Annotated in this window: 17 protein-coding genes; 13 read left to right on the forward strand and 4 right to left on the reverse strand. The window is 63.8% G+C overall.

Translation table 11 applies throughout. The annotated features are described in order from the left end of the window. Window positions 1–43: 43 nt before the first annotated feature. From LB565_RS04515 to LB565_RS04525, 3 genes are all read right to left on the reverse strand, one after another. A complete protein-coding gene (locus LB565_RS04515) occupies window positions 44–1,465 on the reverse strand; it encodes a glycosyltransferase family 4 protein (protein WP_224581975.1) in 1,422 nt (473 codons plus the stop codon). Window positions 1,466–1,478: 13 nt separating this feature from the next. Continuing rightward, window positions 1,479–2,444, reverse strand: a complete 966-nt coding sequence (locus LB565_RS04520; protein WP_224581976.1) for a glycosyltransferase — start codon at window positions 2,442–2,444, stop codon at window positions 1,479–1,481. Window positions 2,445–2,554: 110 nt separating this feature from the next. Beyond that, entirely contained in the window at window positions 2,555–3,448 is an 894-nt protein-coding gene (locus LB565_RS04525) for a hypothetical protein (protein ID WP_224581977.1), read from the reverse strand. 304 nt (window positions 3,449–3,752) lie between these two features. Between LB565_RS04525 and LB565_RS04530 the strand changes: the two genes are divergently transcribed. The 6 genes from LB565_RS04530 to LB565_RS04555 all read left to right on the forward strand — a co-directional run bounded on the left by LB565_RS04530 (window position 3,753) and on the right by LB565_RS04555 (window position 11,926). Continuing rightward, entirely contained in the window at window positions 3,753–4,835 is a 1,083-nt protein-coding gene (locus LB565_RS04530; RefSeq protein ID WP_224581978.1) for a glycosyltransferase family 4 protein, read from the forward strand. A gap of 248 nt (window positions 4,836–5,083) precedes the next feature. Continuing rightward, on the forward strand, window positions 5,084–6,628 hold the full coding sequence (locus LB565_RS04535; protein ID WP_411970608.1) for an acid phosphatase: 1,545 nt from the start codon (window positions 5,084–5,086) through the stop codon (window positions 6,626–6,628). 23 nt (window positions 6,629–6,651) lie between these two features. Continuing rightward, complete coding sequence (locus tag LB565_RS04540; RefSeq protein WP_224581980.1) at window positions 6,652–6,864, forward strand: hypothetical protein; 213 nt, start codon at window positions 6,652–6,654, stop codon at window positions 6,862–6,864. 131 nt (window positions 6,865–6,995) lie between these two features. Then, window positions 6,996–7,793 carry a MipA/OmpV family protein gene (locus LB565_RS04545; RefSeq protein WP_224581981.1) on the forward strand — a complete coding sequence of 266 codons (798 nt, stop codon included), beginning with the start codon at window positions 6,996–6,998 and terminating at the stop codon, window positions 7,791–7,793. Window positions 7,794–8,097: 304 nt separating this feature from the next. Next, window positions 8,098–11,061, forward strand: coding sequence for an isoleucine--tRNA ligase (gene ileS, locus LB565_RS04550; RefSeq protein ID WP_224581982.1), 2,964 nt, complete (start codon window positions 8,098–8,100; stop codon window positions 11,059–11,061). Between the two features lie 253 nt (window positions 11,062–11,314). Beyond that, on the forward strand, window positions 11,315–11,926 hold the full coding sequence (locus tag LB565_RS04555) for a hypothetical protein (RefSeq protein WP_411970611.1): 612 nt from the start codon (window positions 11,315–11,317) through the stop codon (window positions 11,924–11,926). Window positions 11,927–11,994: 68 nt separating this feature from the next. On the opposite strand, the gene LB565_RS04560 is transcribed toward LB565_RS04555, so the two are convergent. Continuing rightward, the gene (locus LB565_RS04560) at window positions 11,995–12,450 is read right to left on the reverse strand and encodes a nucleoside deaminase (RefSeq protein WP_224581984.1); all 456 of its coding nucleotides are present in this window, start codon (window positions 12,448–12,450) and stop codon (window positions 11,995–11,997) included. A gap of 181 nt (window positions 12,451–12,631) precedes the next feature. On the opposite strand from LB565_RS04560, the gene LB565_RS04565 reads away from it, so the two are divergent. From LB565_RS04565 to LB565_RS04595, 7 genes are all read left to right on the forward strand, one after another. After that, the gene (locus LB565_RS04565; RefSeq protein ID WP_224581985.1) at window positions 12,632–14,641 is read left to right on the forward strand and encodes a pseudouridine synthase; all 2,010 of its coding nucleotides are present in this window, start codon (window positions 12,632–12,634) and stop codon (window positions 14,639–14,641) included. Then, the gene (gene rsmD, locus LB565_RS04570; protein ID WP_224581986.1) at window positions 14,622–15,176 is read left to right on the forward strand and encodes a 16S rRNA (guanine(966)-N(2))-methyltransferase RsmD; all 555 of its coding nucleotides are present in this window, start codon (window positions 14,622–14,624) and stop codon (window positions 15,174–15,176) included. Before LB565_RS04565 ends, rsmD begins: the two co-directional genes overlap by 20 nt. A gap of 129 nt (window positions 15,177–15,305) precedes the next feature. Then, on the forward strand, window positions 15,306–16,664 hold the full coding sequence (locus LB565_RS04575) for a M16 family metallopeptidase (RefSeq protein ID WP_224581987.1): 1,359 nt from the start codon (window positions 15,306–15,308) through the stop codon (window positions 16,662–16,664). Beyond that, window positions 16,664–18,061: a M16 family metallopeptidase gene (locus LB565_RS04580; protein WP_224581988.1), complete on the forward strand. Its 1,398-nt coding sequence runs from the start codon at window positions 16,664–16,666 to the stop codon at window positions 18,059–18,061. Before LB565_RS04575 ends, LB565_RS04580 begins: the two co-directional genes overlap by 1 nt. Then, window positions 18,058–18,912 carry a patatin-like phospholipase family protein gene (locus LB565_RS04585; protein ID WP_224581989.1) on the forward strand — a complete coding sequence of 285 codons (855 nt, stop codon included), beginning with the start codon at window positions 18,058–18,060 and terminating at the stop codon, window positions 18,910–18,912. The genes LB565_RS04580 and LB565_RS04585 overlap by 4 nt, the downstream gene beginning before the upstream one ends. A gap of 511 nt (window positions 18,913–19,423) precedes the next feature. Next, window positions 19,424–21,865, forward strand: a complete 2,442-nt coding sequence (locus LB565_RS04590) for a hypothetical protein (protein WP_224581990.1) — start codon at window positions 19,424–19,426, stop codon at window positions 21,863–21,865. Between the two features lie 36 nt (window positions 21,866–21,901). After that, on the forward strand, window positions 21,902–23,914 hold the full coding sequence (locus tag LB565_RS04595; RefSeq protein ID WP_224581991.1) for a type I secretion system permease/ATPase: 2,013 nt from the start codon (window positions 21,902–21,904) through the stop codon (window positions 23,912–23,914). The last annotated feature ends 1 nt before the right edge of the window (window position 23,915 follow it).

Here is a 23,915-nt window from a genome sequence, read left to right on the forward strand (position 1 = left end):
GGGCCGAACCGCGGGCGGCCGGCCGTCCCCGGCCGCAAGGCGGTCATTCTCGCGGCGCCCGGGTTTCGTCCGCGAATGGCGCAAGCGTCGCCTCCAGCGTCTCCCGGCCGGCCTGCTCCCAGCTTCGCGCCACGAATTCGGCAGCCTTCGCCTCGTACGGAGCACGGGCCGCGGGCGAGATGATCCATCCCCGCATGGCATTTTCCCATCCTTCGACGTCGAGCGGATCAAGACGGAGTCCCGACGACCCGACGACTTCGGCGATGGCTCCGCCCGTCGAGGCGATCAGCGCCTTTCCGTAGGCCAGCGCCTCGACGGGCGGCAGCCCGTATCCTTCATAGAACGAGGGGTACACGCAGAACGCGCTGTTGCGGTAAAGAAGGGACAGCGTTCCGTCATCGACATTGTCGAGATGGACAAGGCTACTGCCGTAGTCGGGATGGCTGTGAAGCTTCGCCAGGACCTTATCGACCATCCAGCCGCTGCGGCCGACGAAAACCAGCTTCATGCCGCTGCGCGCGACCGTTCCGTCAAGGACGAGGCGCCGCCAGACATCCATGAGCAGCGAATGGTTCTTGCGCGGTTCGATGGTGGAAACGAACAGGATATAGCGATCCGTCTCGAGCCCGTCCGGCAGGCGGCCGCCCGCCTTCGACTTCCGCGCGCTGTCGCAGCCGAGAGGGACAAGTCTCAGCTCCGGCAGGTGGATGCCGAGCTTGGCGGCATATTCCTCGACATCGGTGGTGACGCGCTTCGAAGTCAGGATGAAGCGGTCTGCCAGCCCGGCCGCCAGCTTCACATAGTCCGTGAATCTCTTGACGTCGTGCGGCTTGTACCATTCGGGAAACTGGATCGGAATGATGTCGTTCAAGAGCACGATGAGCTTTGCGCCGGCGGAGCGCGCCGCGCGCGAAATGACCGCGACATCGGTATGCGCCCAGTCGCTGTTCATCAGGAGCAGATGGTCGCCGGGCAAAAGATGGTATTTGTCGCCGGCCACCGTCCGGAGCGGGACGATCCGGGTGCGCAAACCGTCCTCGCGAGCCACTTGCCGCCGCTCGTTTTCCTTCATCAGCCGGTTTTCGATCCGCTCAAGGAAACGAAGAAAAGGGCTGCCGGGATTGCGCCGGCCGAACGCGCCGATTTCCGTTATCAGGACACGGCGCGGCTTTATGATCGCCATCAGCAATCGCTGGGCCCAGTTCGGCCAGCGATCGTAAAACCGCATCTTGATGCGCGCCGGGTCGGGATAGAAACTCATGTCGCACGAGATGTCGCCGGCGATAATTTCTGCCGCCATCTGCGGCGAAACCTGCCTGAGGACCCGCTCGATCGGGTCGAACACGGTGAACGCCACCCCGGCGGCCTTGAACGCCGCCGCGGTGTAGTGCCGCTGCACGCGGACGAGGCCGACCGGAGGGCCGAGCCAGCGCGCCATGCTCGTGAGATCGACGACAAGCCGCATCAGCCGAGCCGCATCAGTTCGGCCGCATCTTTGCAGGGCGCGCGATCATCCTGCGCCAGGCCAGTCGAGGTCCGAGCGCGAGCGTCCTGAAAGAAGGGGCGCCGACAGCCGCGAGGAACAGCAGCTTGCACGTGACGGCCACGGGTATGCCCGCGGTTCGCAGCAGCAACTCGATGTCGCGTCTTTCCAGGCTGGAGACGCCGATCCCCGTGGCGGCGCGCGATGCCAGAAAACCTGCAATGGCCTGCGCGGGCTGGCCGTTCGCGTCGAACGGCTCGGCGCGATGGCGACGCAACAGCGCCGACTGCCTGGCCAGTGCCGCGGCCGCCTTTTGCTGGTCCTGTTTCACGCGCGATACTTGTCCCGGATGCGATCTCAGCTTCACCAGCGGCACTGCCATATTGGCCAGTTTTCCCGTCTCGGAAAGCCGCAGCCATAGATCGTAATCTTCGGCATAGGTGAACGCGCGACGGTAGCCTCCCGCGCGCCGGACCGCTTCGGTCCGGAACATCACCGTCGGATGAAGCATGGGATTATATCTGGCAAGCGCCTCCCGCAACGGGTCGTTGCCGGCGGGGACGTCGATCGGCCTCAGCAGCTTTCCGTCCCCGTCGATCTGCAGTCCCGCCGTACCGAGCAACTGCAAATCGGGGTCCGCCTCGAAACACGCCACCTGCAGGCGCAACCTGTCGGGCAGCGAAACGTCGTCGCAATCCATGCGCGCCACAAGAGGGGCCCGCGCGAGCGAAATCCCCATGTTCAGCGCATCGACGATCCCCTTGCCGCGGTTGGCTACAACCTTGACGCGGCCGTCACGGTCGCTGATCGACGTCGCGATCGCGGCGCTGTCATCGCAAGATCCATCGTCGACGACGATGACCTCGATATCCGCCAGATCCTGGTCCAGGATGCTTTGCAGGGCCTCGCCGACATATTGTGCGCCGTCTCGCACCGGAATGATCACGCTTACTGTCAGCAATAGAATGGTCCTTGCGATAACCGGCCGGGATCGGATGGCCGTTAAGTTGCCGGATGTCGGCGGCCCGATCTCAAAATTCCAATTCCAAAGTTCCGTCGATCTGTCGACTGTCAATTTCTTTGTCTGGCTGATCCGAGCGAGACCTCAAGGACGGGGGCGAGCAGCCGCAGGACTGCTTCACGCTTTTTCGCCTTCAACGACCGGTCGCCGTCGAGGCCGACTTCATGAAGCCAGCTACCCCGCCATTCGCAATAGGCCTGTCTGAGCTCAATCCCCGGCAAGGCGGCGAATGCGGTTATCGGCCGTTGCGGCATCGTGTTCGGGTCCGCATCCCGGTAGAGCACCTCCCAATTGGCTCCGCCGGTGTCGAGGCCGGCGAACCAGTCGAGCCCGAAGTCGAGAGGCTCGCGGCCGACGGCGTCAAATCGAAAGAAGCAATAGCCGGCCCACAAATACCATCGCGCGCCTGCCCAGCGCAGATCGCCGTAAAAAGCCGTGGCTTCAAGAGGTTCGAAGGGGTCGCAGGGCTGCGTCGGGAAAAGATCCTGGTCCAGGAATCCGAACGCGGCCGGTGCGGCAGGCTTCAGGACATTGTGCCACATCCAGTTGAGCGCCGCGCCGTGCGACCGGCTCGGGTTTTTCGCAGTCCACGGATTGGCCGGCAGCCTGACATAGGTGGCGCCATGGTCCGCGCAAACCCGCCTGTTCTCGTCTGCGGAAGCATCGCTGATGCTGTTGTCGGCGACGATGTGGAGATCGTGGCGAACAAGTTGTCCCGTCAGCCGCAATTGTAGCTCCAGGCATTGGGCATCGTCGAAGGCGACAGTTAGCAGGACATGGCGGCCCCGGGCGGCGGCACGAATATCAGGGATATCGCCACCCTTGGCCGGCTGACGCACAAAGCTCCGGTCGATTCTCCGGTAACGGGCAGTTTTGATGGCATGCAGCAGCGGCTGCAGCCTCAGCCATTGCCGCCAGTCATATTCACGCAGCGCCTTTGGCACGGCTATCGCGGCTTTCCGTCGGGGCCGGCTTGGCAGCCGCGATCGCCCTGTGGAATTTTCATGGGCGCGCTCCAGCAGGGTTCTTTTGGGAAGAAGCTTGAACCCGAAAGCATCCAAGTCTCTTGATAACCAGCTATATACAGCATATTCGTGATTTCAACACGACCAACATTTGAGCGCCGGCCGTGTTTGTTTGAACGGGGAAGTCTGGGGTGCACCCGGGGTCTCTCTCCGCCGATCTTGGGGGTAAGGCGGCGCTCCGGAAAATGTGATGAGAATCTGCTGTGCAATCTCTGCCCTCTTTATGAACGGGGGTCTGCAGAGAGATTGTCTGAATATCAGTGACCGACTGGTGGAGCGCGGCCATAGCGTGACGATCCTGACAACGCGCCAGGTCGGTCATGTCGAGAGTTCGGCGACCATAAAAGTCCATGCGGTACGGGTTCTCTCCAACCCTGGCACCGAATATGCGCTGGGAAGGGCCGTGTTGGCTGCCAGACGCGACTTCGACTGCGTGGTCGGTTTCAACAAGATGGCCGGGCTGGATATCTACTATGCTGGCGACCCGCCTTATTTTGCCTCGAAGCTCGGATGGTGGCGGCCGTTTTCCCCCCGCTTCATGCGCCAGCAGAACCTCGAATCGATGATCTTTGCCCCCGGCAACGCCGTCCAGATCATTGCGCTCAGCGAACAGCAGGCAGCGCTTTACCGCGGCTTCTGGCGAACCGAGGAATCGCGCGTTCACGTCGTCGGGCCGACGCTCGATCCGAAACGCCGCAGGCCGGACCTGCTGACTGTCGACCGCAATGAGATCCGCGATCGTTTCGGGCTTCCCCGCGAGGCGGTCATCGCCTTGACCATCGCCAATCGATTGAAGGTGAAGGGTCTCGACCGGGCGGTAAAGGCTCTTCAGCCGTTTCCGGGCGTTCATTGGCTGATTGCCGGCCTTCGAAAGAACAGCGAGGAAGAGACGCGGCTTCGTGGCCTGATTGCCAAATCCGGCATGTCGGAACGGGTTACGCTCCTGGGCATCCAGGAAGATATCCCGGCGATCGTGGTCGTGAGCGATTTCATGCTCCACGCGGCTCGCCTGGAAAATACCGGCACGGTAATCCTCGAGGCGCTCGCGAATGGCCTGCCGGTCATCGCCTCGGACGCTTGCGGATATGCAAAATATGTCGAGGCCAGCGGGGCGGGACTGGTCGTGGCCAATCGCGACGATCCCGAAATCTGGCGGCAGGCGATCCAGAAAGCCGGCGATCCGGCGGTCCGCGCGCAATGGCACCAGGCGGCCCTTGCCTACGGCGCCTCAAACCCGCTTACCGGCGGACTGGAAACGGCCTGCGACCTGATAGAGACGTCGCGCCGGAACCGGCGCGCCGCGTAGCATGAAATCTGCGTAAGCGGTTACCGTTTGCCAAAGGTTGTGCCGCTGAAGAGCATCATCACGTAAGACGGTCGCCGCCGGCCGATCGCGTCCGTCATGGCCCTGCCGTGGTCGGACTTCTCTCCACATGTGGCCAGCGCATCCTGTCGTTGGGAAGGTATCCCAAATGGCACCACGATCCTCGCTGCTATTGCAAAGATACGCCGAAGCTGGTGTCATCCCGTTTTGCACGACTGTGAGGTACGGTGATGACGCGCTCCTCTGGGATTGCCCTGTTTTCCTCGACTTTCGTTCTGTGCGCTGCCGCTTCAGCTTCCGCAGCCCAGCCCGGCGATCCCCCGGACGGCATGTCAAAAATAGAAACGGTGGTTGTCATCTTCGCGGAGAACCGCGCCTTCGACAATCTTTACGGCCATTTTCCCGGTGCCGAGGGCATCGACAAGGCAAGCAAGGAAAGTCTTGAGCAGCGCGACCGTGACGGTTCGGTGCTGTCCGAGCTTCCGCCGGTATGGGACGGGCTGACTGCCAAGGGCGTCACGCCGCCGGTGACGCAGGCGATGACCGAACACCTTCCGAACGCGCCGTTCACCGTGAACGACGCGAAAGGTTTCAACGTCCCGCTCAGCGCCACAACGCACGATCTCTGGCACCGCTATTACCAGAACCAGATGCAGATCAACGGCGGCAAGAATGACATGTTCGTCGCCTGGGGCGATTCAGGCGCCATGCCGATGAGCAATTGGGACATTTCCAAGGGGGATATGTGGGCCGTTGCGCAGAAGTACGTTCTGGCCGACCATTTCTTCATGGGTGGCTTCGGCGGCTCTTTTTTCAACCATCAGTGGCTGATCTGCGCCTGCGCGCCTTACTACGCTAATGCCGACAAAAGCACGGCCAAGCCATCGATCGCGGTGACGGATGATAACGGCACGGCGCTGAAGCTCGCCGACAATTCACCGAAATCGGCGCGCGACGGCATCCCGAAATTCGTCTCCGACGGCAATCTGACGCCGGATTTCTACGCGGTGAACACGATGCAGCCGCCTTACCAGCCGAGCGGTAACGATCCGGCGCCGGGCGGCGATCCGCGCCTGGCCGATCCGGCCAAGCCGACGACCCTGCCCCCGCAGACCGAGCCGACCATCGGCGACATGCTGAGCCTCAAGCACGTCAGCTGGGCCTGGTATTCGGGTGCCTGGCAGTACACGCTTGAACACGGCAATCACACGCCGATCCCGAATTTTCAGTACCACCACCAGCCGTTCAACTATTACGCCAATTTCGCGCCGGGCACCGAAGCCAGGCGCGAACATCTGCGCGATGCCGGACTGGGCGGCGTGAGCTTCATCCAGGCGATCGACGATGGCGTCCTGCCGCAGGTTTCTTTCTACAAGCCCCAGGGCAATCTCAACGAGCATTCCGGCTATGCCGACATCCAGGCCGGCGACCGCCATATCGCCGATGTCATCGCGCATCTGGAGAAGAGCCCGCAATGGCCGCATATGCTGGTCGTCGTCACCTATGACGAGAATGGCGGCATCTGGGATCATGTCGCGCCGCCCAAGGGCGATCGCTGGGGTCCGGGCACGCGCATCCCGGCAATCATCGTTTCGCCCTTCGCCAAACACGGCTATGTCGATCATACGCCCTATGACACGACCTCGATCCTTCGCCTCATTACCGAGCGCTTCGAACTGCCCGTGCTGCACGGCATAGTGGTTCGCGACCGAGCCGTTGCGGCGCATGGCGAGCCACCGCTCGGCGACCTTACCGACGGGCTCGAGCTGAATTGATGGCCCGCATCCGGAGGTCGAGGATGGACGCCGACAGGATTGTCGCGCTGGTCACCGCCGGCGGTATCGAACTCACCGACCGCCGGCGCAACGTCAGGAACGACGGGTGGTCACTCAGCTTCGCCAACGGTGCCACGGTGGAGGTGGGCGACGACGGCTCTGCGCGTATTGGCGGAAAAGGCACCAAGGCCGTGGCGGGGCTGCTGGACCTTCCGGTCGCGCCACGCAGCACTTGATCCGGTAGCCTTTCTCATATTTCGCAGCTGCCGTCCACGTTACGGATTTTAAGTCAAATTTTACCGAACGCACGGCATGGCTTGAGCGCTGGCGAGTGGTGCTGCCGGCGCGTTTCGCGTAAGGGGTGACGATGCGTATTGTCGGGACGATTCCTCTGGCCATCGCCATGAGCCTGCTCACCGCGCCTGTCGCTCAGGCGGGCGAAGGCGGCTGGATATCGGGTGACTGGTATCTCACCCTCGGCGCCACGGGACTCGTCGCGCCGAATTTCGAGGGCGGCAAGAAATACATGCTCAGCGCCCAGCCGATCATCTCGCTCGGCAAGGTCGGCCCCGAGGCGCGCTTCACCTCGCGCAACGACAACATCTCGCTGGCGCTGATCGATGACGGCTCCGTTCGCGCCGGCTTAACCGGCAAGTTCCTGTTCTCGCGCGAGAGCGACGACGAGTTGAAAGGCCTCGATCCGGTGCGCTGGGGCGGCGAGGTGGGTGGCTTCTTCGAATTCTATCCGCTGGATTGGGTGAGGGCACGGGCGGAGCTGCGGCACGGCATTCGAGCCCATAACGGTTTCGTAGCGGACATCGCCGCGGACGCCTTCTACGACGTCACGCCGACGGTCCGCATTTCCGGCGGCCCGCGCGTCTCCTTCGCCTCGACCGACTATTTCGACGCCTATTATGGCGTCAACGCCAAGGAAGCGGCGGCTTCGGGCTTGAGCGAATACCATCCGGGCGGCGGTGTGAAGTCGACAGGCCTCGGCGGCGCAATCACCTGGAAGGTGACGGAGCCGATGACGGCGAGCGTCTTCACCGAATATTCGCGCCTGATGGGGCCTGCAGCCGATTCCAGCCTGGTCAAGGAACGCGGCGACCGCAACCAGTGGACCTTCGGTGTCTCGACCACTTACCGCTTCAACTTCACGATGTAGGTCGCGAAAGCCGCTTCATGCCTTGAAATCCGCGCTTTATTCCTGCCGCGCCATCCGCTAAAAGCCACGCCATGACGAGCTTTTCGCGCCTTTTCGCGATCGCGATACGAATTACGGGCCCGGTGTTCCGGGCGGCCTGAGCGCCGCTGGAGCCGCCGGGAGTTTTCGCGCGCGCCCCTCGCGTTTTTTCATGAACATCAACGCATATCGCCCGAAGGTGGCTTCGGTTTTGGGAAAACGATATGCGTCAAAGCAAGACTTGACGCCCGGCTTTTGTCGTCGGGTACCCTGAGATGGCAGATCAATGACCGACACCGTTGAAACGATCGACTATTCCAAAACGCTTTATTTGCCGCAGACGGATTTCCCGATGCGCGCCGGCTTGCCCGAGAAGGAGCCCGGCCTGGTCAAGCGCTGGCAGGACATGGATCTGTACAAAAAGCTGCGCGAGGAGGCCGCCGGCCGACAGAAATTCGTGCTGCATGACGGCCCGCCCTACGCCAACGGCAACATCCATATCGGCCATGCGCTGAACAAGATCCTCAAGGATGTCATCAACCGCTCCTTCCAGATGCGCGGCTACGACGCCAACTACGTGCCGGGCTGGGACTGCCACGGCCTGCCGATCGAATGGAAGATCGAGGAGCAGTACCGCGCCAAGGGCAAGAACAAGGACGAGGTGCCGGTCAACGAGTTCCGCAGGGAATGCCGCGACTTCGCCCAGCATTGGATCAAGGTGCAGGGCGACGAGTTCCAGCGCCTCGGCGTCATCGGCGATTTCGACAATCCCTATACGACCATGGCTTACCATGCCGAGTCGCGCATCGCCGGCGAGCTGTTGAAATTCGCCATGTCCGGTCAGCTCTACCGCGGCTCGAAGCCGGTGATGTGGAGCGTGGTCGAGCGCACCGCGCTCGCCGAGGCCGAGGTCGAGTATCAGGACTATGAGAGCGACACGGTCTGGGTGAAGTTCCCGGTCGCGAGCCTCGCCCAGCCGGTCGCCGGCGCCGCGCCGGCGCTGGACGAGGCCGCGCTCGATCTGGTCGAGGCGCATATCGTCATCTGGACGACCACGCCCTGGACCATCCCCGGCAACCGCGCCGTGAGCTATTCGCCGCGCATCGGCTATGGCCTCTATGAGGTGACGGCGGCCGAGAACGCCTTCGGTCCGCAGCCCGGCGAGAAGCTGATCTTTGCCGACGCGCTGGCCGAGGAAAGCGCCGCCAAGGCCAAGGTCACGTTCAACAGGCTTCATAGCGTCTCGGCCGAACAGCTTGGGAAGCTTACGCTTTCGCATCCTTTCAAGGGGCTCGGCGGCGGCTATGAGTTCCCGGTGCCGATGGTTGCCGGCGAGCATGTCACCGACGATGCCGGCACCGGCTTCGTGCACACCGCTCCCGGTCATGGCCGCGAGGACTTCGACGCCTGGATGGAAGCTGCCGCCGACCTTCGGGCTCGCGGCGTCGACACCACGATCCCCTTCACGGTCGACGATGCAGGTTTCTTCACCAAGGACGCGCCGGGCTTCGGCCCAGGACGCGAGGGCGGTGCGGCGCGCGTCATCGACGACAACGGCAAGAAGGGCAACGCCAACCAGGCGGTCATCGACGAGTTGATCAAGCGCAATGCGCTCTTCGCGCGCGGCCGGCTGAAGCACAGCTATCCGCATTCCTGGCGCTCCAAGAAGCCGGTCATCTTCCGCAACACGCCGCAATGGTTCGTCTACATGGACAAGGACCTTGGCGACGGCACGACGCTGCGCAGCCGCGCGCTGAAGGCGATCGACGACACGCGCTTCGTGCCGGCGGCTGGCCAGAACCGCATCCGCGCCATGATCGAGGAGCGCCCGGACTGGGTGCTGTCGCGCCAGCGCGCCTGGGGCGTGCCGATCGCCGTCTTCGCCGACGAGGACGGCAATGTGCTCAAGGACGAGGCCGTCAACCGGCCCATCATGGACGCTTTCGAGAAGGAAGGCGCAGATGCCTGGTTCGCCGAGGGCGCCAAGGCGCGCTTCCTCGGCAATCATGATGCCTCGAAATGGCACCAGGTGATGGATATCCTCGACGTCTGGTTCGATTCCGGCTCGACGCATGTCTTCACGCTGGAAGACCGTCCGGACCTCAAATGGCCGGCCGACGTCTATCTCGAAGGCTCGGACCAGCATCGCGGCTGGTTCCATTCCTCGCTACTCGAAAGTTGCGGCACCAGGGGCAGGGCGCCTTACGACACGGTCATCACCCATGGCTTCACCATGGACGAGGAAGGCCGCAAGATGTCGAAGTCGCTCGGCAACACCGTCGTGCCGCAGGACGTCATCAAACAGTCCGGCGCCGATATCCTGCGGCTCTGGGTGGTGACGACCGATTATTGGGAAGACCAGCGCCTCGGCAAGAACGTGCTGCAGACCAATATCGACGCCTACCGCAAGCTCAGGAACACGATCCGCTGGATGCTGGGCACGCTTGCCCATGACGACGGCCAGGACGTGCCGGTCGAGGCCATGCCGGAACTGGAGCGGCTGATGCTGCACCGGCTGTCGGAGCTGGACGAGGTGGTGCGCCAGGGCTACGACGCGTTCGAGTTCAAGCGCATCACCCGTGCGCTGCTCGACTTCATGGTGGTGGAGCTTTCGGCCTTCTATTTCGACATCCGCAAGGACGCGCTTTACTGCGACGGACCGTCGAGCCTGCGCCGCAGGGCGGCCGTGCAGGTGGTGCGCCACCTCTTCGAATGCCTGGTGAAATGGCTCGCGCCGATGCTGCCCTTCACCACCGAGGAAGCCTGGCTCGACCGCCATCCCGAAGCCGTCTCGGTGCATCTCGATCAGTTCCCGGCGATCCCGCAGAACTGGCGCGACGAGGCGCTGGCCGAGAAATGGCGCAAGGTGAGACAGGTGCGCCGCGTCGTCACCGGCGCGCTGGAGATCGCGCGCGCCGAGAAGCTGATCGGTTCTTCGCTCGAGGCCGTGCCGGTGGTCACCATCGATGACGCCGCGCTGGAGGCGGCGATCGCCGATGTCGACATGGCCGAGATGGCGATCACCAGCTACCTCGTCATCAGCCACGGCAAGGCGCCGGAAGGCGCCTTCACGCTCGACGACGTCAAGGGCGTGGCGGTGGTGGTGGAGAAAGCCGAGGATCGCGGTCTCACCAAATGCGCGCGCTCCTGGCGCTACACCGCCGATGTCGGCCAGGACCCGGAATTCCCGGACGTTTCGGCCCGCGATGCGGCCGTGCTGCACGAGCTGAAGGCGCTCGGCCGTTTATAAGCCGGTGCAAAAGTGCCACGCCGGGCGGCCCATAGCCGCCCGTGCGTTGCCCTTAATAAGCGGTTGAGGTAAACACGCGACACTCCGGCAGACAAATTGTCGCCGGATTTCCATCGCAAGTGCGGGGAACAAGGGGATCGTGCCGTTGGCCGGTAGCGACCGAAAGGCTGTTAGAGTGGGACTTTTTGGCATGACCGACAGAACGTTTGCGCGCGCCGCGCTGCTGGCGCCGCTTGTGGTATCGGCCATCGCAATGTCCGGCTGCATGAGCTCGCCCACCTACGGAACCGGCAAGACTGCAGCCGCGCAGCTCTTCGACGATGTTTCCGGCGCCGCCTCGATTACGCCGAAGCATCGCGACCCGATCGACTACAAGCCGCGTCCTGAACTGGTGAAGCCCGCTCCCGGGCAGAAGGAAAATCTGCCGGCGCCGCAGCAGAGCATCCAGACGGCGAGCGCCGAGTGGCCCGAATCGCCGGAGGCGCGCCGCGCCCGCATCCGCGCCGACGCCACCGCGCACCAGAACGATCCGAATTACCAGCCTGAGGCGGCCGAGGACGTGCAGACCGATCCCGAAGCGGTGAAGAAGGCGATGGCGGAGTCGGGTTCCAGCCACCCACCGCGCTGGTCGCCGGATGATTCCAGCGCCACGCGCCGCGCCGAGGTTCAGCGCCGGCTGGCCGAACAGAAGCAGGGCGACCCGACCACTCGCAAATATCTGAGCGAGCCGCCGCTTGCCTATCGCCAGGCAGCCGCCACCGCGCCGCAGAACGAGCTCGGCGAGGACGAGTACAAGAAGGAGCGCCGCCTCAAGGCGCAGGCCGAAGGCAAGAAGGGTGGCTGGTTCGACTGGCTGGGTCTGTGAAATAGTCAGTAGTCAGTAGTCAGTAGTCAGTAGTCAGTAGCTTCACTACTCACTAACCACTACTCACTTCACCCGCCATTCCGTTTCTCGCGGAAGAAATCCTTGAGGATGAGGGCAGCGTCGCTCTCGCCCATTCCCGGATAGATGTCGGGCGTGTGGTGGCAGGTGGGCGAAGCGAAGAAGCGCACGCCGTTGATCACCCCGCCGCCTTTCTCGTCGGCGGCGCCGAAATAGAGCCGCCGCAGCCTGGCGAAGGAGATCGCGCCGGCGCACATCGCGCAGGGCTCCAGCGTCACATAGAGATCGTGGCCGGTGAGGCGTTCGCTGGCGAGCTTCCGGCAGGCCTCGCGGATCGCCAGCATCTCGGCATGCGCGGTCGGGTCCGAGAGTTCGCGCGTGCGGTTGCCGGCTTTCGCGATCACCGTGCCGCCATTGGCGATCACGGCGCCGACCGGCACTTCGCCGCGGCCGGCGGCCGCCGCGGCCTCTTCAAGTGCCAGGGCCATGAAATCCGGTCGTTTCACGCGGTCTCCATTCCGATTACTTCTCGCCACCCGAGAGTGATCCTGTTATCTAGCGCGAGACTCTGAAAACCGGAATCGGTTTTTGCCGCGCGGCTGGATGCGCAAAATCAAGAATGACACTGCCTGCGTTGGGCGTCCGCAAGGGCGCGCGGCGTCGTAGCAGGCGAAGACGAGCAAAGTAATGAACGACGACAAGAAATCTCCACGCGGGCCGCGCAAAGGCGGCTCGAAACCGGCGGACCAGCGAGGCCGCGGCGGCAAGCCGGCCTTCGGTCCCAAGAAACCGTTCGTGAAGCGCGAGCGGCCTATGGCCGCCGAAGGCGAGCGCCGCGATGCCGATGGCCAACGCCGTGATGTCGACGGCGGACGCCGCGACTTCAAGCGCAGCTATAAGCCGCGCGAAGCGGGCGAGGGCGCCGAGCGCGGCGAAAGGCCTTTCCGCAAAGGCCCGCGCCCGGAAGGCAAGCCGTTCGAGAAGCGCGAGGGCCGCAAGCCCTACGCACCGCGCGGCGACCGGCCGGCGGCTGCCGACGGCGAGCGCCCGGCCCGCGATTTCAAGCGCAGCCACAAGCCGCGTGAAATGGGGGAAGGCGGGGAGCGTGGCGACAGGCCGTTCCGCAAAGGTCCGCCGCGCGACGGCAAGCCCTTCGAGAAGGACCGCAAGCCCTACGCACCGCGTGGCGAGCGGCCGATGGCGGCCGACGGCGAGCGGGGAGAAAGACGTTTCGACCGTCCCAAGCGCGAATTCGGCGATCGCCCGGCACGCGACTTAGCCGACCGGCCGAAGCGCGAATTCGGCGATCGCCCGCCGCGCGACGGCATCGCAAGAAATCCGGAAGGCGGCTTCAAGCCGCGGCCGCGTCCCTCGGAAGCCGCGCCGGAGAGCGGCGAGCGCATCGCCAAGCGGCTGGCGCGCGCCGGCATCGCCTCGCGCCGCGACGCCGAAGAGCTGATCGCCGCCGGCCGCGTCAAGGTGAACGGCAAGGTGCTGGACTCGCCGGCCTTCAATGTCGGCGCCAACGACGTTATCCATCTCGACGGCACGGAGATCCCGCCGATCGAGCGCACGCGCCTCTTCCTGTTCCACAAGCCGGCGGGCGTCGTCACCACCAACCGCGATCCGGAAGGCCGCAAGACCGTCTTCGACGTGCTGCCGTCCGACCTGCCGCGGCTGATGACGATCGGCCGGCTCGACATCAACACCGAGGGCCTTTTGCTGCTCACCAATGACGGCGGGCTGTCGCGCGTGCTCGAATTGCCGGCCACAGGCTGGCTGCGGCGCTATCGTGTGCGCGTCCACGGCAAGGTCGAGGAGAGCGCGCTCGCCGGCCTGCGCGAAGGCATCGCCGTCGACGGCGTCTTCTACGGCTCGATCGAAGCCTCGCTCGACCGCGAGCAGGGCACCAATGCCTGGCTGACCATCGGGCTCCGCGAAGGCAAGAACCGCGAGGTGAAGAACATCCTCGGCGCGCTCGGCCTCGATGTGACGCGGCTGATCCGCATCTCCTACGGGCCGTTCCAGCTCGAGGATCTGCCGGAGGGCCATGTGCTCGAGATCAAGGGGCGTGTGCTGCGCGAACAGCTCGGCGAACGGCTGATCGAGGAATCCGGCGCCAATTTCGATGCCGAGATCCAAAAGCCGTTTTCCAACAAGCCGGTGCGCGGCGGCGCGCCGCGCCGCGAAGAGGCCGACCGGCCGAAATTCACGCGCGACGGCGACCGCCGGCCGATCGGCGAGGGCGGGCTGATCAAGGCGCGCAAGCGCCGCGAAGGCAGCCGCGACGAGGCGCTGAGCAAGCTCTCGACGAAACCGGACCGGGCGTTTGGCGAGCGCGGCGCGCCCTCCGACCGCGGCGGTTTCGGTGACAAGCCTCGCGGTGGGTTCGGCGACAAGCCCCGCTTCGGCGGCAAGAAATCCGAACGCGAGCAGCGGCCGATCGAACCGCCGGGCCAGCGCAAGGCCAATGTCTGGATGGCGCCGGGCGCCAGGCCGATCGGCAAGGGCAGGGCAGAAGCCGATGCCGCCAAGGCCGCCGAGGCCAAGGCGCGCAAGGCGTCTTTCAAACCGGGCGGCAAGGGCAAGCCAGGCGCAAAGCCGTTCGGCAAGCCGCGCGGCGATCGCCCTGAAGGCGATGGCGGCGACAGGCCGCGCGGTCCGAAGAGGGGCGGCGATGCGGATCGTCGGCGGTGAGTTCCGCGGGCGTCCGCTGGCGACGCCGAAAAGCAATGCCATCCGCCCAACCACTGACCGCACCCGCGAGGCGGTGTTCAACGTCCTTGCGCATCGCTACGCGGAAAGGCTCGAAGGCGGCCGCGTGCTCGATCTCTTCGCCGGCACCGGCGCGCTCGGGCTTGAGGCGCTGTCGCGCGGCGCCTCCTACTGTGTCTTCATCGAGGAATCGACGGAAGGGCGAGGCCTGATCCGCGAAAATGTCGAGGCCTATGGGCTCAGCGGTCGCACCAAGATTTTTCGTCGCGACGCCGCGCATCTCGGCGAAGTCGGTACGATCTCGCCCTTCGGGCTGGTCTTTGCCGATCCGCCCTATGGCAAAGGGCTCGGCGAGCGCGCGCTGCGCTCGGCCAAGGCCGGCGGCTGGCTTCTGCCTGGCGCGCTCTGCGTCGTCGAGGAGGCTGCCTCGGCGCCATTCGAACCGGGCGCCGGTTTTTCGGTGATGGATGAGCGCAATTACGGCGAAACGGTTATTCGGTTTATCGTCGTTGGCTGAGCCTGATGCTTCCTCTTCTCCGGCAGGGGAAGAAGGAAAAGGCGCAAGCGCCTCGAAAATGCCGAACAATTCGCTTTGCCTCGCCGGCGAACCTTGCCTATCGTCGCGCAACCGGAACCGGAGACCTTGATGACACCAACGGGGATTGGGCTGCGAGCGGCGCTTCTTGCCGGCACGCTGGCGCTCGCCGCAGTTCCGGCCCGCGCGGCCGATGACGGCGCGGTCAAGGATTTCCTGCTCGACAACGGAATGGAAGTGGTCGTCATCCCGGACCACCGCGCCCCGATCGTCACCCATATGGTCTGGTACAAGATCGGCAGCGCTGACGAGCCGCCCGGCAAATCCGGCATCGCGCATTTCTTCGAGCACTTGATGTTCAAGGCCACGACCAAACACGCCGCCGGCGAGTTCGACCGTGCCGTGGCCGAGATCGGCGGCTCAAATAACGCCTTCACCTCCTACGATTACACCGCCTTCCACGAGACGGTGCCACCTTCCGCGCTCGAAGAGATGATGGGCTTCGAGGCCGATCGCATGCGCAACCTCATCCTGACCGACGATGTCATCAAGACCGAGCGCGACGTGATCCTGGAGGAGCGCCGCTCGCGCATCGACGGCAATCCGCAGGCGGTGCTCGACGAGGAAGTCGATGCGACGCTCTGGCAGAACCAGCCATACCGCATTCCGGTCATTGGCTGGATGCAGGAGATGGAGCAGTTGAACCGTCCGGACGCGAAAGCCTTCTACGACGCCTACTATCGGCCGAACAACGCCGTGCTGGTGGTGGTGGGCGATGTCGATCCCAACGCGGTGAAGGCGATGGCCGAAAGGACCTATGGCAAGGTCGCCCGCGGCCCGGACCTGCGGCCGCGCATCCGTCCGGTCGAGCCCGAGCAGAACACGAAGCGCACGGTGACGCTCACCGACGCACGCGTCTCGGTGCCGAGCTTTTCGACGCAATGGGTGGTGCCGTCCTATCATACGGCCAAGCCGGGCGAAGCCGAGGCGCTCGACCTGCTTGCCGAGATCCTCGGCGGCGACAACCGCAGCAGGTTGTACCAGCAGCTCGTCGTCAAGCAGGGTATCGCTTCCGAGGCCGGCGCCTACTTCCAGGGCACCATGCTCGACGCCACCAACTTCACCGTCTATGGCGCCCCGCGCGGCGACGCCAACCTTGTCGACATCGAGGCGGCGGTCGATGCCGAGATCGCGCGCATCGTCAAGGACGGCGTGAGCGAAGATGAGTTGGAGCGGGCCAAGACCCGTTATGTGCGCTCCATGATCTTTGCGCGCGACAAGCAGGAAGACATGGCCAACATGTATGGCTCGACGCTTGCCACGGGCGGCAATGTCAAGGACGTCCAGGAATGGCCCGACCGCATCCGCAAGGTAACCGCCGCTGAGGTCAAGGCGGTCGCCGCCCGCTATCTGGTGCTCGATCGCTCCACCAGCGGCTACCTCTTGCCGCAGCAGCAGGCGGGGAATTGATGATGAGCATGGTTCTTGGCCGCACGATCGCGTCTCCTTCCCCGGCGAGAGAGGAAGGCAAGCTCTACCGCGCCGTCGCCACCCTTTGCTTTGCCCTGTTCTTCCTGCTTTTGCCGGTGCTCGCCGCGCGCGCCGAGATGAACATCCAGGAGGTGAAGTCTAAGAAGGGCGTCACCGCCTGGCTGGTGGAAGACCATTCGATCCCGCTGATTGCGATCCGTTTCGTCTTCGACGGCGGCACGGCGCAGGACCCTGCCGGCAAGGAAGGCCTGGTCAACCTGATGACCGGGCTGTTCGATGAGGGCGCCGGCGGCCTCGACAGCGAGGCCTTCCAGGTGAAGCTCGACGATGCCGGCGCCGAGATGAGTTTTCAGGCCGCCCGCGATGGCACCTATGGCTCGATGCGCATGCTGTCCGAGCAGAAGGACGAGGCTTTTGGCCTGCTGAAGCTGGCGGTGAACAGTCCGCGCTTCGATCAGGCGCCGATCGACCGCATCCGCGCCCAGATACTGTCCGGCATCCTCGCCAATGAGCGGGACCCCAACACGATCGGCCAGCAGCGCTGGCTGCGCGCGATCTATGGCCAGCATCCCTATGCGCGGCCGGACGAGGGCGACAAAGACAGCCTCGCCGCCATCACTGCCGACGACCTCAGGGCCTTCCACAAAGCGAATTTCGCCCGTGGCGGCCTGCATGTAGCGGTGGTGGGCGATATCGACGCCGCCACGTTGAGCGGCAGGCTTGACGAGGTGTTCGGCGACCTGCCGGACAGGCAGACGCTGGCGCAGGTTGCCGACGTCAAGCCCAAGCTCGGCCAGCAGCTCGAAGTGAATTACGACTTGCCGCAGACCTCCCTGCAGCTTGCCTGGCCGGGCGTGAAGCGCAGCGATCCCGATTTCTACGCCGCCGCGCTGATGAACGAGATTCTCGGCGGCTCGACATTCACCTCGCGGCTTTACGAGCAGGTGCGCGAGAAACGCGGCCTTGCCTATAGCGTCAGCTCCGATCTCGTCGATCACGAGCATTCCAACGCGCTGCTGGTGACGACGGCGACGCGTTCGGACCGCGCGGCCGAAACGCTTGTCATCGTGCGCCAGGTGGTGAAGGACATGGCCGAGAACGGCCCGACGGAGGAAGAGCTCGCGGCGACCAAGAAATACATGGTCGGCGCCTACGCTATCAACAATCTGGATTCCTCCAGTTCCATCGCCACGACGCTGGTGGAGCTGCAGATCGATCATCTCGGCATCGACTACATCAAGCGGCGCGCGGCTCTCATCAACGCGGTGACGCTGGCCGACGTCAAGGCGGCGGCGAAGAAGCTCCTGTCGTCCGACCCCGCGGTGATGGTCATCGGGCCGCCGCTGGTTCAGGTGGCGGGAGTCCGCAAGGGATGAGCCCGACCTTCGGGGTGGCCTTCGGCGGCGGTGGCGCGCGCGGTCTCGCGCATATCCATATCATCGAGGCTCTCGACGAGCTTGGCATCAGGCCGGCGGCGATTGCCGGCTCGTCGATCGGCGCCATCATGGGCGCCGGCATGGCGTCGGGCATGAAGGGTGCCGAGATTCACGATTATGCGCGATCGATCCTCGGCAGCCGGGCCGAGGTGGCGGCGCGCATGTGGCGCTCGCGGCCGGGCACGATCGCCGAGGCCATGCAGGGCGGCATCCGCGTCAGCCAGTTCAACATCGAGCGCATCCTGAAGGCTTTCCTGCCGGAGGCGATTCCGCAGACATTCGAGGCGCTGAAGATCCCGCTCAAGGTGACGGCGACCGATTATTTTGGCCACTGCCTTGCGGTGTTTACCGAAGGCGACCTGCATTCAGCGCTTGCCGCTTCGGCGGCCATCCCGGCGGTCTTCCGTCCGGTGACGCGCGAGGGCCGCGTGCTGATCGATGGCGGCATCTACAATCCCGTGCCTTTCGATCTCATCGAGGAGGACGCCGACATCATCATCGCCGTCGACGTCGTCGGCGCGCCGAGCGAGGCCGAGCGCAGGCATCCGACCACCGTCGATCTGATGTATGGCGCCACGCAATTGATGATGCAGTCGATCATCGCCAACAAGCTCAGACAGCACCCGCCGGACATTCTGATCCGGCCGAATGTCTCGAAATACCGCGTGCTCGAATTCCTCAAGATCGAGGCGCTGATGGCCGAGACGGCGGAGATCAAGGACGAGCTGAAGCGCGCCGTCGAGAGGGCCGTGGAAGCGCATGACGGCCGGCGCGGCAAGAAGGTGATCTGAGAGCCCCGGCGGCCGCGCCGTTTTACGGAACGGGATCGACCGAAACCGGGCAGCCCGAGGTCTGATAGGGGCGACGCAAAGGTCCCTCATAAAATAAGACCTAAGAATAGCATCAAGTATTCTTTACGCTGATTGGCCGTGTTTGCGCGCAGGTTTGACTTTTGTCATTAACTCTTCATCGAATTGCCCGTTGACGCACGCTGCAGTAGAGTTAATAATACGCTAATATAGAGTAGCGTGAAAAATCTCCCGACCGGCAACAACGGGGTACCGCGCTACTGGGGTAGGGGAAACACAGCGCGGCATCTATGCCGCTTCAGCCGTCACAATCGGATCGCCAGCCGTCGTGAGCCGCTATCTGCTGCTCGCTGGCCGGAGCCGGTGGGCGCGGCTTGCCGAACGCCAAGCTGATCCTCCTCACTGAATTCGGGCACCGATCTCGGCGCCTTTGGCATGGGTAGTTCGCCGCTATCGGCGGCCAATAAGGCGCGCTTGCGCCGTGGAGGATGACATGAGTCTCGACATAGGTTTCGGCGTTCTTCTTGATGCAACCACCATTGGCTCGGGCACGGGCAACTATGATTCCTTCCTGCGCCTGCAGGCGACAGGTATCGAGGAAGGATTCAACACCGATCAGAACGGGAACGTTCTCGACGACAAGTCGTCGTTCACGCACAGCCTGCAATATGGTGACATTCAGTCGATCAATGTCGGCGGGATCGATTACATCGAATTCCGCCTCGACCTCAACGAAAGCAACAACGCCAACAACGGCGAGATTACGCTGGAAGACCTGAAAATCTATATTTCGAGCACTGACGCCACACTTGCCGATTACAATAATGGATTCGCCGGGTTCACAACCGTCTTCGATCTTTCCGACCCCCAACTCCTCATCGACGCCAATCACGGATCTGGGACGGACGACTACCGGGTCCTCGTTCCCGTTAGCCTTTTCAAAGGGGCGACCGCGGACTCATACGTGACGCTTTATTCGAGCTTCTCGGGGGCGAATGGCGGCTTCGAGGAATGGCGCACTATCACGACCACCGGTGGTGTGGAGGATCAACCCGCGATCGCTATCGATAAAGTGACGGTGGACGGCGCTGTATCGGGCGATGGCCTGACCGTGCTGGCCAACGATGCGATTTCCTGGCAGTACACGGTTACCAACATCGGCAATGTCGCTCTGTCGAATGTCGTGGTCACCGACAATCAAAATGTGGCCGTTTCGGCCGTTCAGGGCGTCGACAATCAAGTCGGAAGCGGCGACGCCTCTCACAATGTCGGCGACGTCAACAACAACGGGCTGCTTGATGTCGGCGAAGTCTGGAAGTTCACCGGTTCCGGCCAAGCGGTGATCGGCGACTATTCCAATATCGGTTCGGTCTCCGCATCGGCCAATGGCACCACCGTGACGGACACCGATGATTCCAGCTATTTCGGTGCCGATCCCGAGGTCGCCATCAACAAGGTGACGGTGGATGGCGGGACCAAGGGCGACGGCCTCAACATCCTGTCAGGCGAAGCTATCTCCTGGGAGTACACCGTCACCAACATTGGCAATGTCGCGCTGTCTGGTGTGACGGTCACCGACAGCGATGCTGGTGTGGCGCCGGTAGCTGTGCTTGGGGCCGACAATATCCATAACATTGGCGACACCAACGATGACGGCAAGCTAGATCTCGGCGAAGCTTGGGTCTACACGGCCAGTGGTGTCGCGGGCACGGGCTCCTATAGCAACATCGGCACGGCCTCGGGTTCATTCACCGACGACGCTAGCCACACCGGCACCGATACCGCAACTGACGGCTCCAGCTACTTCGGCGCCGATCCGCACATCACGCTCGACAAGAAGACCAACGGTGTTGACCACGGCCTGAACATCTTCCAGGGACAGCCGGTTACCTGGACCTACGATGTCACCAATGACGGCAATGTCGCGCTCACCAACGTGGTTGTGAAGGACGACAACGGCACCCCCGGCAACACTAGCGATGACTTCAATGCGACGGCGATCACCAGCGGCGGGTTCAACACCGGCGACACCAATGGAAACGGCGTCCTCGACATCGGCGAAACCTGGCACTACCAGGCTACGGGCACCGCGCAACTGGGCAGCTACGTCAACAACGCGACGGCCACGACCGACGCGTATACGGACACCGCCGGCCATTCGCGTACGCCGTCGGCCACGGACAGCAGCGACTATGAGGGTTTCTCCAACAAGGCCCTGACGCAGGGCTTCTGGGGAAGTCACTCCGATGCCTGGGACAATGTCGCCAATAACGAAGGCAATCCGACCAAGAGCGCCTTCGCCAGTCACGTTTTGTCCAGTCTGGACGTCAATCCGCGCATCGACGGCTATCTGCTGCTGGGTGACAGTAACGGCAATGGCACGGCAGACGCCAACGAACATACCCTGCTGATTTCGATAAGCTTGGCGAAATCCATTGAATCGTCCTCGACCAGCGGTGACGCCAGAGTGATCATGTTGCAGCAGGCGATTGCCGCCCAGCTCAACATCGACAATCACGTCACCCAACCCAACGATCTGGTCGGCGAGGCGGTGATGTGGCTGACCAAGCAAGGTGCCTGGTCAACTGTCGGCGTCAACATTGACGCCGACAACAACGGCTATGTGGACGAGAATGCCGCTCACACCGCGCTTGCAGGGTCTGCGGTCAAGACCTCGTCGGCGGCATGGACAACTTATGTCGACGTTACCGACGCCAGCACGGGCATCACCGATTGGAACGGGGGCAAGGAAGCCGACGGCGAAGGCCTGAAGAACGCCCTGATGTGGTTCAACCAGGGCCAGTTGGTGACCTCCGGCCCCGGCGGCCATGTCGCTTGGTTCAACGGCACCAGCATCATCGACGAGCATCCCAACACGCTCGATCAATTCTGGGTGACCCTCCATGAGGTGGGCGGGCTGACGGGCGTCAGCTGAGCGGTGTGATGTAATCGGGCCTCGTGAAAAACCGCCATGGCAACAACCGGCATGCTCGGCACAGGGCAGGCGAGGACGAGGCTGGCAGGCCTAGTCCTTCTCATCCTTGGCGTGGCGATTGTTGCGCGCGGATCGCTCTCAGGGGGCACGATATTGGGCGCAACAGCGGTCGCCGGTTTCGGTGGTCTGGTTTTGTTTCGTGCACGTCCATCTGATTTCGGCGGGCGCGATGCGGCTGGCAAAGTTGCCGCGTCCACCCGGCCGGCCGCAAAGCCGGCTAAGCGCCCGCAAGGCTCAGAGCTTGCTGAGGCCCTTCGCGCCTGCCGCTCCGCTTTCCTTGCGGTCGGGCTGTTCAGCGGCATCCTCAACGTTCTGATGCTCGCCGGCTCGCTCTATATGCTCGAGGTCTATGATCGCGTGCTGCCGAGCCGCAGCCTGCCGACGCTGGTTGGCCTCTCCATCCTGCTCCTCATCCTCTATAGCGGGCAGGGTGTGCTCGAATTCGTGCGCGGACGCGTGCTCGTCCGCATCGGCGGAGCGCTCGACGAAGCGCTCGGGGGCCGTGTCTATCAATCAATTCTGCGTCTGCCCCTCAAGGCGGGCCGCGACAGCGACAGCCTGCAGCCGATGCGCGACCTGGACAGCGTCCGCGTCTTCCTGTCGGGCAGCGGGCCAACGGCGCTTTTCGACCTGCCCTGGCTGCCGCTCTACCTGTTCATCATCTTCATGTTCCACTGGCTGCTCGGCGTGACGGCGCTGGTCGGCGCGATCGTGCTGGTCGCGCTCACGATCATGGCCGAACGGCTGACGCGAAAGCCGGTTTCGTCCGGAACATCCAGCGGCATCCGCCGCAACGGCCTGGTCAGCGCGGCCAATCGAAATGCGGAAGTCGTTGCCGCCATGGGCATGGCCGGCGGTCTTACCGCGCGGTGGGAAGAGGCCAACCTCGATTACATCGCCGAGCAGCGCAAGGTGAGCGACGTCGCCGGCGGCTTCGGCGCGATATCGAAGGTCCTGCGCATGCTGCTGCAGTCGTCCATGCTCGGTCTCGGCGCCTGGCTGGTCATCGAAGGGCAGGCGACGGCGGGCATCATCATCACCGCCTCCATCCTCAGCGGCCGCGCGCTGGCTCCGGTTGATCTTGCGATTGCCAACTGGAAAGGTTTCGTCACAGCGCGCCAGGGCTGGCAGCGGCTGAACAGGGTTCTGGCGGCGCTGCCAGCTGAGAGCGCGCCGATGTTGCTGCCGCCGCCGAGCGCGAATGTCGGCATGTACAATATCGGCGTCGCTGCACCGGGCACCCAGCGGCTGCTGGTTCAGGATGTGAGCTTTGCCTTGGAGGCTGGTCATGGCGTCGGCATCATTGGGCCAAGCGGGTCGGGAAAGTCTACGCTGGTCCGCGCGCTAGTCGGCGCCTGGCTTCCGGCCATCGGCCGAATAAAGCTGGACGGCGCCGACCTCGATCAATGGTCGCAGGCCGAGCGTGGCCGCCACATCGGATACCTGCCACAAGATGTCGAGCTCTTTGCCGGGACGGTGGCCGAGAACATCGCGCGCTTCGAGCCGGAGGCAGACGCCGGCGCCATCATCGCAGCGGCGAAGGCGGCGGGCGCGCACGAGCTCATCGTCGGTTTCCGCGAAGGCTACGAGACCGAGATCGGCGAACATGGCGAGGCGCTCTCGGCCGGTCAGCGCCAGCGCATTGCGCTGGCTCGCGCGCTCTATCGCGATCCTTTCCTCGTTGTGCTCGACGAGCCGAATTCCAACCTCGACATTGATGGCGAGCAGGCGCTGATCAAAGCGATGCTGGCCGTGCGCGAACGGGGCGGTATTGTCGTGATCGTCGCGCACCGGCCGAACGTGCTTGCGGCCGTCGATTTCGTGCTGGCGATGAACCAGGGACGCGTCCATGCCTTCGGCCCGAAGGACGAGGTTTTCGCCAAGATGTTCCCGACGCTGCGGCCGGTGCCGGCCGGCGCTCCGCAACTGAGAGTAGCTTCCGAAGGTCCTCATCTTGCCGTGGCCGACGGAACCGAGGCGGGGCGCTGAC

Source organism: Mesorhizobium sp. CA14 (genome assembly GCF_020165195.1).
In the GTDB taxonomy this organism is placed as follows: domain Bacteria; phylum Pseudomonadota; class Alphaproteobacteria; order Rhizobiales; family Rhizobiaceae; genus Mesorhizobium.